The sequence below is a fragment of the Stenotrophomonas sp. GW821-FHT01H02A genome, from assembly GCF_059422145.1.
This window is the reverse complement of record NZ_JBWKWI010000003.1, coordinates 170,165-182,242: the sequence shown is the minus strand read 5'-3', so window position 1 is coordinate 182,242 and position 12,078 is coordinate 170,165. Positions and strand designations below refer to the sequence as shown.

Annotated in this window: 9 protein-coding genes; 4 read left to right on the top strand and 5 right to left on the bottom strand. The window is 62.0% G+C overall.

Annotation, left to right across the window (positions count from 1 at the left end; genetic code table 11):
• The 3 genes from AC07WC_RS06385 to lpdA are packed head-to-tail and all read left to right on the top strand — an operon-like array spanning position 1 to position 3,789.
• A complete protein-coding gene (locus AC07WC_RS06385; protein ID WP_088434370.1) occupies positions 1 to 1,044 on the top strand; it encodes an alpha-ketoacid dehydrogenase subunit beta in 1,044 nt (347 codons plus the stop codon).
• A gap of 3 nt (positions 1,045 to 1,047) precedes the next feature.
• Positions 1,048 to 2,379, top strand: a complete 1,332-nt coding sequence (locus AC07WC_RS06380) for a dihydrolipoamide acetyltransferase family protein (RefSeq protein ID WP_495209251.1) — start codon at positions 1,048 to 1,050, stop codon at positions 2,377 to 2,379.
• Positions 2,380 to 2,382: 3 nt separating this feature from the next.
• Complete coding sequence (gene lpdA, locus AC07WC_RS06375; RefSeq protein WP_495209250.1) at positions 2,383 to 3,789, top strand: dihydrolipoyl dehydrogenase; 1,407 nt, start codon at positions 2,383 to 2,385, stop codon at positions 3,787 to 3,789.
• 151 nt (positions 3,790 to 3,940) lie between these two features.
• Here lpdA and AC07WC_RS06370 read toward each other — a convergent pair whose 3' ends face one another.
• A complete protein-coding gene (locus AC07WC_RS06370; protein ID WP_495209249.1) occupies positions 3,941 to 4,822 on the bottom strand; it encodes a type 1 glutamine amidotransferase domain-containing protein in 882 nt (293 codons plus the stop codon).
• Between the two features lie 96 nt (positions 4,823 to 4,918).
• On the opposite strand from AC07WC_RS06370, the gene AC07WC_RS06365 reads away from it, so the two are divergent.
• A complete protein-coding gene (locus tag AC07WC_RS06365) occupies positions 4,919 to 5,842 on the top strand; it encodes a LysR family transcriptional regulator (RefSeq protein WP_495209248.1) in 924 nt (307 codons plus the stop codon).
• A gap of 323 nt (positions 5,843 to 6,165) precedes the next feature.
• Here the strand turns inward: AC07WC_RS06365 and AC07WC_RS06360 are convergent, their stop codons facing one another.
• The 4 genes from AC07WC_RS06360 to AC07WC_RS06345 are packed head-to-tail and all read right to left on the bottom strand — an operon-like array spanning position 6,166 to position 12,077.
• Positions 6,166 to 8,397 carry a TrlF family AAA-like ATPase gene (locus tag AC07WC_RS06360; protein WP_495209247.1) on the bottom strand — a complete coding sequence of 744 codons (2,232 nt, stop codon included), beginning with the start codon at positions 8,395 to 8,397 and terminating at the stop codon, positions 6,166 to 6,168.
• On the bottom strand, positions 8,280 to 8,834 hold the full coding sequence (locus AC07WC_RS06355; protein WP_495209246.1) for a PHP domain-containing protein: 555 nt from the start codon (positions 8,832 to 8,834) through the stop codon (positions 8,280 to 8,282). Before AC07WC_RS06355 ends, AC07WC_RS06360 begins: the two co-directional genes overlap by 118 nt.
• The gene (locus AC07WC_RS06350; protein ID WP_495209245.1) at positions 8,831 to 10,042 is read right to left on the bottom strand and encodes a GIY-YIG nuclease family protein; all 1,212 of its coding nucleotides are present in this window, start codon (positions 10,040 to 10,042) and stop codon (positions 8,831 to 8,833) included. Before AC07WC_RS06350 ends, AC07WC_RS06355 begins: the two co-directional genes overlap by 4 nt.
• On the bottom strand, positions 10,035 to 12,077 hold the full coding sequence (locus AC07WC_RS06345; RefSeq protein ID WP_495209244.1) for a DEAD/DEAH box helicase: 2,043 nt from the start codon (positions 12,075 to 12,077) through the stop codon (positions 10,035 to 10,037). The genes AC07WC_RS06350 and AC07WC_RS06345 overlap by 8 nt, the downstream gene beginning before the upstream one ends.
• Position 12,078: the final 1 nt, after the last annotated feature.

Sequence of the window (12,078 nt, the reverse complement as noted above, 5' to 3'; positions counted from 1 at the left end):
ATGAGCGGGATTGAACAGAACAACACCGGCGGTACGCCGATGACCATGATCCAGGCGCTGCGCTCGGCGATGGACGTGATGCTGGAACGCGACGACAACGTGGTGATCTTCGGCCAGGACGTGGGCTACTTCGGCGGCGTGTTCCGCTGCACCGATGGCCTGCAGACCAAGTACGGCAAGCAGCGCGTGTTCGATGCGCCGATTTCCGAGAACGGCATCGCCGGCGCGGCGATCGGCATGGCCGCCTACGGCCTGCGCCCGGTCGCTGAAATCCAGTTCGCCGATTACATCTACCCGGCCTACGACCAGATCGTCTCCGAAGCGGCGCGCATGCGCTATCGCTCCGGCGGCAGCTTCACCTCCTCGCTGGTGTTCCGCACCCCGTGCGGCGGTGGCATCTACGGCGGCCAGACCCACAGCCAGAGCCCGGAGGCGATCTTCGCCCATGCCACCGGCCTGCGCACCGTCATGCCGTCCAACCCGTACGACGCCAAGGGCCTGCTGATCGCCTCGATCGAGAACGACGATCCGGTGATCTTCCTGGAGCCCAAGCGCCTGTACAACGGCCCGTTCGACGGTCACCACGACCGCCCGGTCACCGCGTGGTCCAAGTACCCGGACAACCTGGTGCCGGAGGGCTACTACAACGTGCCGCTGGACAAGGCCGCCATCGCCCGCGAGGGCAAGGCACTGACGATCATCACTTACGGCACCACCGTGTGGGTGGCCAAGGCCGCCGCCGAAGATGCCGGGATCGATGCCGAAGTAATCGACCTGCGCAGCCTGTGGCCGCTGGATCTGGAGGCCATCGTCACTTCGGTCAAGAAGACCGGCCGCTGCATCGTGCTGCACGAAGCCACCCGCACCTGCGGTTTCGGCGCCGAACTGGTCGCGCTGGTGCAGGAGCATTGCTTCTACCACCTGCAGGCCCCGGTGGAACGCGTTACCGGCTGGGACACCCCGTATCCGCACGCGCAGGAATGGGACTACTTCCCGGGTCCGTCCCGGGTCATCGATGCAATGCAGCGCGTGCTGGAGGACTGAACCATGGGACATCACGTCATCAAGATGCCGGACATCGGTGAAGGTATCGCCGAAGTCGAACTGATCACCTGGAAGGTCGAGGTCGGTGGCCCGGTCGCCGAAGACCAGGTCGTGGCCGAAGTCATGACCGACAAAGCGATGGTCGAGATCCCCTCCCCGGTCGCCGGTACCGTCGTCTCGCTGGGCGGCAAGCCCGGCCAGATGATGGCCGTGGGCAGCGAGCTGATCCGCCTGGAAGTGGACGGCGCCGGCAATGCCAGCGCCGCCAGTGCGCCGGCTGCCGCCGCGCCGGCCGAACCGGTTGCCGCGCCCAAGGCTGCCGCGCCTGCGCCTGCCGCGGCGGCTGAAGCTGCACCCGTTGCCGCGCCGGCCAAGGCTGCCGCAGCGCCCGCCCCTGCCGCCAAGCGCGACGAGCGCGGTGCGGTCACCAACGGCGTGCTCAACGCCGGTGAAGCCCCGCTGGCCTCGCCGGCCGTGCGCCGCCGCGCCTGGGACCTGGGCATCGAGCTGCGCTATGTGCCGGCCACCGGCCCGGGCGGGCGCATCCTGCAGGCCGATCTGGACGCCTACGCCGCCGCCGGTGGCAAGGCGCAGCCGGTTGGCGGCAGTGCCGGCGGCAGCAGCTACGCGCGCCGTACCGGCGAGCAGCAGGTGCCGATCATGGGCCTGCGCCGCAAGATCGCGCAGAAGATGCAGCAGTCGTGGTCGACCATTCCGCACATCACCTATGTGGAAGAAATCGACGTCACGGAAGTGGAAGCCCTGCGCGCCAAGCTCAACGAGCGCTGGGCCAAGGAGCGCGGCAAGCTGACCCTGCTGCCGCTGCTGGCACGCGCCGTGGTGCTGGCCGCGCGCGACTTCCCGCAGATGAACGCCCGTTTCGATGACCAAGCCAACATCGTGACCCGCTATGAGGGTGTGCAGCTGGGCATCGCGACCCAGAGCGAGGTCGGCCTGTCGGTGCCGGTGGTCGCGCATGCCGAGTCGCTGGATCTGTGGCAGACCGCTACCGAAATCGCGCGCCTGGCCAACGCCGTGCGCGTGGGCAAGGCAACGCGTGAGGAGCTGTCCGGCTCGACCATCACCATCAGCAGCCTCGGTGCGGTGGGTGGTGTGGTGTCGACCCCGATCATCAACCATCCGGAAGTGGCGATCGTCGGTGTGAACCGCATCATCGAACGCCCGATGTTCCGCGAGGGCCAGGTGGTGGCACGCAAGCTGATGAATCTGTCGTCCTCGTTCGACCATCGCATCGTCGATGGCATGGATGCGGCCGAGTTCGTGCAGGCGATCCGTATGCGCCTGGAAACCCCGGCCCTGCTGTTCGTGGAGTAAGCGATGTCCAATACCCTTCAAACCCAGTTGCTGATCATCGGCGGCGGTCCCGGCGGGTACATCGCCGGCATCCGCGCCGGCCAGCTCGGCGTCAAGACCATCGTGGTCGAGGGCGTCAATCCGGGTGGTACCTGCCTCAACATCGGCTGCATTCCGTCCAAGGCGCTGATCCATGCCGCCGAGGAATTCGCCAAGGTCACCGCCTATGCGGCGGGCACCTCGCCGCTGGGCATCAGCGTGCAGGCCCCCTCGCTGGACCTGGCCAAGACCGTGGCGTGGAAGGCCGGCATCGTCAAGAAGCTGACCGGTGGCGTCAGTGCACTGCTGAAGAAAAACGGCGCGCAGCTGATCAAGGGCTGGGCCACGATCATCGACGGCAAGACCGTCGAGATCGCCGGTGCCGCCGAAGATGGCGGCACGCTGCGCATCAGCTGCGAGCACCTGCTGCTGGCCACCGGCTCGGTGCCGGTGGAACTGCCGTTCCTGCCGTTTGGTGGCAAGGTCATCTCCTCCACCGAAGCCCTCTCGCCGACCTCGCTGCCGAAGCAGTTGATCGTCGTCGGTGGCGGCTACATCGGCCTGGAGCTGGGCACGGTGTACCGCAAGCTCGGCTGCGAAGTCACCGTGGTCGAGGCCCAGGAGCGCATCCTGCCGGCCTACGACGCCGAGCTGACCAAGCCGGTCGTCACGCACCTGGAGAAGTCCGGCGTGAAGCTGCTGACCGGCCACAGCGTGCTCGGCCTGGCCGACAACGGCCAGCTGCGCGTGCGCGACAAGGACGGTAACGAAATCGCGCTGGACGCCGACCAGATCCTGGTCGCGGTCGGCCGTCGCCCGAAGACCGACGGCTTCAATCTCGAATCGCTGCAGCTGGATCTGACCGGCAAGGCAATCAAGATCGACGACCAGTGCAAGACCTCGATGCGCAATGTGTGGGCGATCGGCGATGTCGCCGGTGAGCCGATGCTCGCGCACCGGGCGATGGCACAGGGCGAACTGGTGGCCGAGATCGTCAGCGGCAAGAAACGCCACTTCGTGCCGGCCGCGATTCCGGCGGTGTGCTTCACCGACCCGGAAATCGTGGTGGTCGGGCTGTCACCGGACGAAGCCAAGGCACAGGGCATCGAGACCAAGGTCGCGCTGTTCCCGTTCGCCGCCAATGGCCGTGCGATGTCGCTGGAATCCACCGATGGCTTCGTGCGCGTGGTCGCACGCAGCAGCGACCATCGCATCCTCGGCTGGCAGGCCGTGGGCGTGCAGGTCTCGGAATTGTCGATCGCCTTCGTGCAGTCGATTGAGATGGGCGCCACGCTGGAAGACATCGCCGGTACGATCCACCCGCACCCGACCCTGGGTGAGGCGGTGCAGGAAGCGGCATTGCGTGCGTTGGGGCATGCGTTGCATATCTGAGGCAGGTCTTTAGGTCCGAGCCATGCTCGGACGCTTTGCAGGCACCACAACAAACGGACCGCACTGCGGGCCGTTTGTTGTTGGCGGCAAACGCTGCGGCACGCGCGGTACCGATCTGTGCCACATGGCGCGGTGACCGCCTGCCAAGCCCCTACTTCTGGTATCTGCTGGAATCCAGCGCCGAGTTCTCTTTGCTCTTCAACCGCTCAACCAACCGCTGCCCCACCTCCAGCGCCGAAGCCGGGTTCTGCCCGGTAATCAGCTCACGGTCCACCACCACATGCCCGGTCCACGGCGTGGCGTTGCTGCTGAACCGCGCACCCGCCCGCTGCAGCGCCGTCTGCGGGTAGAACTTCATCTCACCGCCGCCCAGCAGCGGCTTGGCCTGCTCTTCTTCTTGGTTGCTGATCACCGTCATCTGGTAACCGCTGTAGATCCACTTCGGCGTGGCCGGCATCGCACCGGCTTCCAGCTTCGCCACGAAACCCGCCGCATCCGGCAGCGTGGACACCAACGCGATCGGCCCGTGGCAGACCAGCGCGGTGGTCTTGTTGCGCTGGTGGAAATCGGCCAGCAACCGGCCCAGTGCCGGGCTCTTCAGCAGGTCCTGCATCGGCGCGTGGCCACCGGGAATGTAGACTGCATCGAAACGCGCGTAGCCCTGCTGCTCGACGCGCGCCAGGCTGACCACCGGCGACGCCGTCGGCGAGGTCAGCGCCAGCTTCTCCAGCAGATCCTTGTGCACCTGCAGCTGCGTGGCATCGTTGCCGAAGTACGCCGGCGTCACCGAGGACGCATCCACCATCGGCGCCCGCCCCTGCGGCGTGGCGAAGGTCACCTCGTGGCCGGCGTCCAGCAGCAGCTTGACCGGCTGCATCAACTCGTTGAGATAGAAGCCAGTGGACAGCACCTTGCCGTCCTTCAGGTCCAGGTGGTTTTCGTCGGACAGCACTACCAGCACGTTGGCGGCATGGGCACTTGTGGCGGCCAGGGTCAGGGCCAGCGCTGCGGCCAGCCGGGTCATCAGGTTCATGGAGAGCTCCTATCGGGGAATGGCCGCCACTTTATTCATCGCCCCAACGGCGATAAATTGGCCCCATCGCAAAACATCTGTTCCCCGGAGAGCCAAATGAGCCGCAAGTTCGACTACCTGGGGGATGTGGAGGTGTTCATGGCGGTGGTCGAACACGGCTCCTTCACCGCCGGCGCGGTGGCGCTGTCCACCACCCCGTCGGTGCTGAGCCGCGCGGTCACCCGCCTGGAAGCGCGGCTGGGCCGGCAGCTGCTGCAGCGGACCACCCGCCGCGTGGGCCTGACCGACGCCGGGCGGCTCTATCTGGAACAGGTGCGCACCGCCTTCGGCCTGCTGGACGACGCCGAGCGCGACGTGCAGGGCCAGGACGGCACGCTGGCCGGCCGCGTGCGCCTGAGCGTGCCCACCACCTATGGCCACTACCGGCTGCCGCCCGTGCTGGCGCGCTTTGCGCAGCAGTATCCGCAGGTGCAGGTGGAACTGAACATCACCAACCGCAACGTGGACCTGGTGGCCGAAGGCTTCGATCTGGCCATCCGCCTGGGCCAGCTGCCGGACAGCGGGCTGGTGGCACGAAAGCTGGAAGACGCGCCGCTGCTGCTGGTGGCCGCGCCGGACTACCTGCAGCGCCGTGGCACGCCGCAGACGCTGGACGACCTGCAGCAGCACCTGTGTCTGCCGTTCGTGATGCCGCGCACTGGGCGGTTGGCGCCTTGGATCTTCCGCGATGGTGGGCATGACGTGGACTGGCTGCCGCGTTCGTCCATCGAGACCTCCGACGATGTGCTGGGCGTGGTGTCGCTGGCCGAACAGGGCATCGGCATCTGCCAGAGCTATGAGTTCATCGTGCGCGAGCGGTTGCTGCGTGGGGAGCTGGTGGAAGTGCTGCCGAAGTTGCGAGGGCGGTCGAGGCCGTTCTCGGTGATCTATGCGCCGCATCGGCGGCAGTCGGCGGCGGCGCGGGCGATGATTGAGTTGTTGGTAGGGAATGCGGCGGTGGGTGGGGATGGTGGTGGTTGAGGCGGGGATGCTGGCTGGCGGTGTCGTGTTTGAACCGCCTTTCGGAGTGACAGGCTGATCGGGCGCCGTTGCTTGCTGAGCAAGACTAAGACTGGAGACTAGCCACCTCGCTCTCAGCCGATTATTCAGGCACCTCCGGTCGGCTCCTGCAAGCTGGGACGCCTCACAATAGCCTTGAACAGATTGCCGGTCCGATCATCGATGAGTTCATTCAGCGACCATGACATCAGTGAGCGCGGCAAGCCGCAACCCAATCAGCGATGTGGCAGGACTGTCCGTGTTGAACTGGTCCCTACTATCGCCGCCCCGGCCGAGCAGGTCGATCAGAGCTGTGGTTTCCACAGGTTGTAGACCTCTTTGCGACGGTTGAAGGCTTCCCGGCCTCCTTCCATGATGTTGATGATGGCGTCCTGCACCGGGCGGGCGTCGATGCTGCCACTTCGCGTGGCAACCTTCTCGTCTTGGTATTGGCAGGCGTGCACCTGTTCCGCATCACCGAGCACAGGGAAGTTAGCGTTGTGGGTCGCGAAAATGAACTGGGCATGGGGCTTCATATCCCGTAGCAGCTTGATCACATCGTCGTAAATGGTCTGGTTATCCAGATCGTCTTCCGGTTGGTCGATAATGATCACGTCGTTCTGGCGTTGGCTGAGCACATACAGCAACAGCGCCGAAGCGCGTTGCCCGAGAGAGTGGTGCTTCAATTCTTTGCCGCGATAGCGGATGACGAAGCGGTTGGGCACCTGCCAGGTGACGAAAGCGCTCAGGCTCTGCATGAAGGTCTTTTCGAACACTTCGGGAGTGCTGCCGGCCTTTGCCAAGACTCCTGGCATCGCACGAAGAAGGCCGCCGAAATCGGAATAGTCCTCCATCACCGCACGCAGCGTCGTTTCGCGGATGTTGCTGCCCTTGAAGAGCTGCTGCATGAAGCTGATGGCGGCCTCCTTGTCGCCCTTGAAGTCTGCTTCGATCTGCAAAGCGGTGTGACCAGCGTTTACGTGGTCCAACTCCACCTTAATGGCACTGAACTCCCGCAACCATAGTTCATTGAGTTTATCGATCTCAACAAACAGTGCGTCGCGGATGCTGGTCTGCTGACACTCCTGCTTGGCCAGCGCCTCCAGCATTTGCTCCGCCTTCGTCTTGCGCCGCTGCTGAGCCAAGAAGTCATCCGGCTGAATGGCCGTCATACCGGTTTGCTTGAGTTCCTGAGCTACTTGACGCTCGATTTGTGCGAACTCCTCCTGAAGGCTCTTGCTTGCTCCTTCAAACTCGCCTTGCTTGGCCTTGAGGCGCTCTACAATGGATCGCACGTCTTCCTCGATGTGCTTGAGCTGATCAACCTTGGCCACGAGGTTGGAGAACTCGACGTAGTAGGAGGCGAAGAAATCTGGGTTCTGCTTGGACAGGTAACTCGTCGCGTTGCGCAACTCGTCCTCATGCTCGGCAATCAGGTGCCCTAAGGCTAGGAGGAAGCTGTCTGCTCGCCCCTCCATGCGTAACAGCGCGGTAGCATCCTGCTGGAATCCGAGGCGCTTTTGGAGCTTGTCGGCGACGCCGTGCTCTTCGAACTTTGTCAGACGAAAGTTGGCATCATTTAGTTGGGTCTCGAAGTCCCGCTTGAGTTCGGTTGTGTTGCTGAGCTTGAACCAGCGCTGAGCGGCATCGCTCACACACTGACGTTGAACCTCGATTTCGTCGCGCAGCACACGCAGCTTCTCGCCAACGAGTTTTTCCACCAGATCAGTCTCGAAACCTTCGCCAGTGCTGGAAAGATCCTTCTGACCGAAGTATATCGGACGGCGCAGTACCGTCTCCCGGATGGAGACGCCGGGTTGCAACCTGCCGCCCAAATAAACATTGGGAGCTTCGCGGAAGATGCGCGAGATGGTGAATTCCTGTCCGTACATGTCGCAGGCCGTCAACGTCACCTTGCCGCCACTACCGAGGGTATGGCGGATCAACTCATCCTTGTACTTAGTGTCCTGCGCCTTCTCGCCGCGTGGAATGTCGAGGACGTAGCGCACCGCCTCTAGGATGGATGATTTACCGCTGCCTCGGACGCCGATCAGCGTGTTGAGCTCGAAAGAGAAATGCAATACCTGCCCGTCGAGAATGCCGCCGTCGAAGCGGATGCTGCGAATGTGCGACGCTTGATGCTTTGGCAGCTCCATTGCTACCCGCCCAGCAGGATCGCTCAGGGCAAGCTTGACCGCCTCGAAGGACAGTTCGCCTAACTTCAGGTGGCTGGCCTTGCCTCGACCGATTTCATCGACACTCTTGGGATCGCTACCTTCCAGTTCGGCGGGGTACCAACTCTGTAGCCAGCTTTGAATCTTTGTACGGCAAGGCTTGTCTTTGCCTCCGCCGTCGTGCGTACGCACTTTCTGAAACGCCAGCGTTCTGCGGCGGAAGAACTCGTTCTGCCCCAACTCAGTCAGCCGGCCGCCATCCAGCTCCGCCCACAGGCCACTCGGGGCTTCGACATGGGCGAAAACAAGAAAGAAGTCCCGGTGATAGCCTCCAGCTTCTTGATGGTCTCCAAAAGCGACCAAGAAGTTCGCCCGTTCTCTTGCTCGTACTGCGCGGGAGCCTTGCCTTCGAATGCACTGGTCAGGAAGGGGTTGATGTAATTGTGTTCATCGATCCATTCGTCGGAAAACACAACAAGCGTGTGGATGCCATTAGCCCCGTCATTCACGGACAACTCGACGCCTGGCATCAGCGAAATACCCTTCTTCTGTGCCGTCTTGCGCAGTGCTTTGAACTCTTCGATGTCGAACTTGTTGTGGTTTGTGATAACGCCCAATCGGATTCCCGCTTTATCCAGCGCGTCCACATAGTTGCTGTTGTAGTAGTTGTCATCTCCCGTGAACTTGAATTCACGGTCCGCTCTGGTGTGCAGGTGAAAGTCAGCGCGAACCCACTGCGCCCCTTCTGCAAAGACCATGGATCGAGCCTCAGACTGCTTCAGTCGCAAACTCTCGATCATGGTTCATCCTTGCAGGGATTGCGCGCGCAGCCCACGAGGCGAGCGGTCCTCGGGTCATAGATACACTCGGTAATCGATCCGTCTCGAATGCGCTGAACTGCCTCGTCGATCACATGAAGCGGCACTAGAAACCATTCCTCAGGCTGGACAGGATGACCGAAGCGATCGTTGATCGTGATCTCCAATCGCGCTGGCGAGAATAGCCTGTGGAAAAGCTTCTCCATGCGGATGCGATTGATGCCCGCGAGCTTGTAGGTCGCTACCACTTCGACCTTCGCAAGCAGGTAGGTAGAGTCATGTTCAGCGCCGGCGATGCGCGCCTCCAGCCTTCCTCCTGTTACACCGACCTTGTGGATAATGTCACGGTACTGCGCGACATAGGGATGATCAGAGAGGGAGCGAAGAACGTAGATCGTGCCGCTTTCGACATCGTCGGCGTCGAGCTCACCGCCGAAAGAGAGTTGCCCACTCTCGGGCGAGGCTAGCCGTCGCGCGGCGGCGTCATCATAGAACGCTCGCTGGAGCGATCGCAGCAGCAAATTGCTCTCTGTCCCGTTGGAGAAGATGAGGCGCAATCGGCGATCCACTTCCCGAGCAGTAGTTTTCAACGGCTCGCCGACCTCGGCAACGTAGAGCGTGATGCCATCGAGAACGAAGAAGTCGCCAGTCTCAATCGCGCGGCGCCCTGCCTCTACGGGCTGGGACTGGCGCAAGCCGGTCTTTACTTCCGTCGCTACACGGTCAAATAGTGGCTTGAACTTCTCGAAGTCCTCGCAAGGCTTACGATCCGCGATCTCCTCTGCAGCGCGCTTGTCGGCGCTGGTCCGGACATGGCGTAGGACGGTGATGTCGTCCGCATCCGCTACGCCCGCTAGCTCGGCCGCCAGGTGGTCGACGCCAATGGCCTCGTCTGGCAAAGCGACAACCGTAGGCGCCCCTGCAAGCAAGCACTGGTGGTCCAGCGGCTCTAGCATGGCGCGGTATTCTGGGCTCGCGCGCAATTGGTCCAGACGTACGGCGTATAGGCGTTCGAATAAATCGCGATCTTCACCGTGCATCGGCGCACGACCGCTCTTCTCTGCGAAGCCTTGGATCTCCTCGAAGCCCGCGATAACGCGCTCCTCACTGGCCGGCCGTCCGCCCTTCTTCTCAGGAGGAGCGAACTCTCCAAGCTCTGCAGCGAGTTCATCAAGATCGGAGTTATTCATAGCGCCCCTCCACCCTGAAGCGCATGAACGCGGCGGCACCTTCGGCCATTCGTCGCTCCCAAGCATCCTGGGAATGGAGCGAAGGAATGCGACCGCGCTCCTTTTTGAACTGGAGGGCACGAACGGCCATATCCTTCGCCTCATCAGGCGTTAAGCTTGTGCCCTTTGCCGAGATGGCCGCCGCAACCTGCTTCAAGCTATCTTCGCTCATGGCCTTGGCAAGAATGGCATACGCTTCCCCAAATGGGTTGATGCGGTCGATGAGGTCAATGTCCAGCTCGCGCACGTCCATTGCGAATCGGCGCACACCGTCGATCAGGGCAGTGTTTGGCGACCCGTCGCTCTCGCCTGCGGTAACAACGCGCTTGGCTTGCTGCGTAAGATTGAGGGCGGAGATAGCGTGCTGGCGTACAGCCTCCTGACCTTCAGCGTCAAGCTCGGGATACTTATCCTTGATAATCTTGCCCATGCGAACCTGCGTTAGCTCCTCGGGCACGATTTCCTCATCGAACAAGCCACGCTCGATGGTGGGCCTATCCTGCACGAAGGCTGCGATCACTTCGTTCAGATCCTCCTGACAGATGCGCGCAACCTCTTTGCCTTTGGGTTCGGCGAGCCCCTTGATCTCGACCTGGTACGTCCCCGTCTGCTCATTGACGCCAGCGTTACAGCGGTCCGGGTCATAGCCACCCTCGCCATAGTTGAATCCTGGCGTCGGGCCGCTGTCAGATTTCTTGGGCGTGAACTCGAAGCGCGGAGCCAGAACCTGCTCCATCAGCAAGCTCGCCGCGATGGCTTTCAACGTATCGTTGACGGCCTCGGTAACAGCTTCCTCGGCAGCATCCGGCTCTGCGATCAGGTTGGTGAACCTTGCGCGGGTCTTACCGGGGGCATCGCGGGTCGCTCTGCCGATGATCTGCACGATCTCGGTCAGGCTGGCGCGGTAGCCAACGGTCAGCGCATGCTCGCACCAAATCCAATCGAAACCTTCTTTTGCCATGCCCAGCGCGATGATGATGTCCACATGATCGCGGTTACTCTTCTGCGCAGGGTCTTTGAGCGCGGCAGACACCCGGTCGCGCTTGGCGGCATCGTCGTCGACAAGATCAGCGATCCGCAACACACGGCCGCCCGGCCGCTTTACGAGTTGGAAGCCGGTGGCAGCGTCAATTCCCTGCCACTCACCCAGCGCCTCGATGATATGTTCCACTTCGCGCACCTTGTCCTTCGTGCTCTCACGCGAATTGACATTGGGGATGTGGATTATCGTCTTCTCCGCAGGATCCAGGACATTTAGGATGTCGTCAACGTACGGCCCGCCGTAGAAAAAGTAACCGATATCGAGCTGCTTAAGGTACTCGTAGCCATTGAGCTGCTCATAGTAAGTGTAGGTAACAGTATCGAACTTGGATTCGTCAATTGGAGCAAGTACGGCTTCTGCGTCACCCCGGAAGTAAGAACCCGTCATGGCAACAATGTGAGTTCGGCCTCGAGAGATAAATTGACTCAGGTGCTGGCCGAGCTTATTGTCCGAGCTTGCTGAAACATGATGGAATTCATCAACCGCAATTATGCGATCGTCGAATGCCTCGACGCCGTAGGCATCCACCGCGAAGCGGAAGGTCGCATGGGTGCAAACGAGCACCTTGTCGCTGCTAGTGAGGAATGCACCGAGTGACTTCACCTTGCCGCCGCTATCGCCCCCCGGCGCATTGCATAGATTCCACTTGGGCTCCACGCTCCAGTCAGCCCAGAATCCCCGCTTCGACAGCGGCTCATCACTAAAGCTGGAACCAATGGATCTCTCAGGCACAACAATGATTGCCTGCTTCAATCCCTGATTTTCAAGCTTATCGAGTGCCACGAACATCAATGCGCGGCTCTTGCCAGACGCGGGTGGCGACTTAATCAGTAGATACTGCTCCCCGCGCCTCTCGTAGACGCGCTCCTGCATAGCACGCATACCAAGAGCATTGGCACTGGTGGAACTGCCATTCCGCGAATAGGAAACGGAAACGGAAGGAATAGGCTTCATG

What these genes read in the sequence shown, in the direction of transcription:
- AC07WC_RS06370 (WP_495209249.1), bottom strand. Translation starts at nt 4,822, where the DNA reads ATGAACCTGATGACCCGGCTGGCCGCAGCGCTGGCCCTGACCCTGGCC.
- AC07WC_RS06380 (WP_495209251.1), top strand. Translation starts at nt 1,048, where the DNA reads ATGGGACATCACGTCATCAAGATGCCGGACATCGGTGAAGGTATCGCC.
- AC07WC_RS06355 (WP_495209246.1), bottom strand. Translation starts at nt 8,834, where the DNA reads ATGATCGAGAGTTTGCGACTGAAGCAGTCTGAGGCTCGATCCATGGTC.
- lpdA (WP_495209250.1), top strand. Translation starts at nt 2,383, where the DNA reads ATGTCCAATACCCTTCAAACCCAGTTGCTGATCATCGGCGGCGGTCCC.
- AC07WC_RS06385 (WP_088434370.1), top strand. Translation starts at nt 1, where the DNA reads ATGAGCGGGATTGAACAGAACAACACCGGCGGTACGCCGATGACCATG.
- AC07WC_RS06365 (WP_495209248.1), top strand. Translation starts at nt 4,919, where the DNA reads ATGAGCCGCAAGTTCGACTACCTGGGGGATGTGGAGGTGTTCATGGCG.
- AC07WC_RS06350 (WP_495209245.1), bottom strand. Translation starts at nt 10,042, where the DNA reads ATGAATAACTCCGATCTTGATGAACTCGCTGCAGAGCTTGGAGAGTTC.
- AC07WC_RS06345 (WP_495209244.1), bottom strand. Translation starts at nt 12,077, where the DNA reads ATGAAGCCTATTCCTTCCGTTTCCGTTTCCTATTCGCGGAATGGCAGT.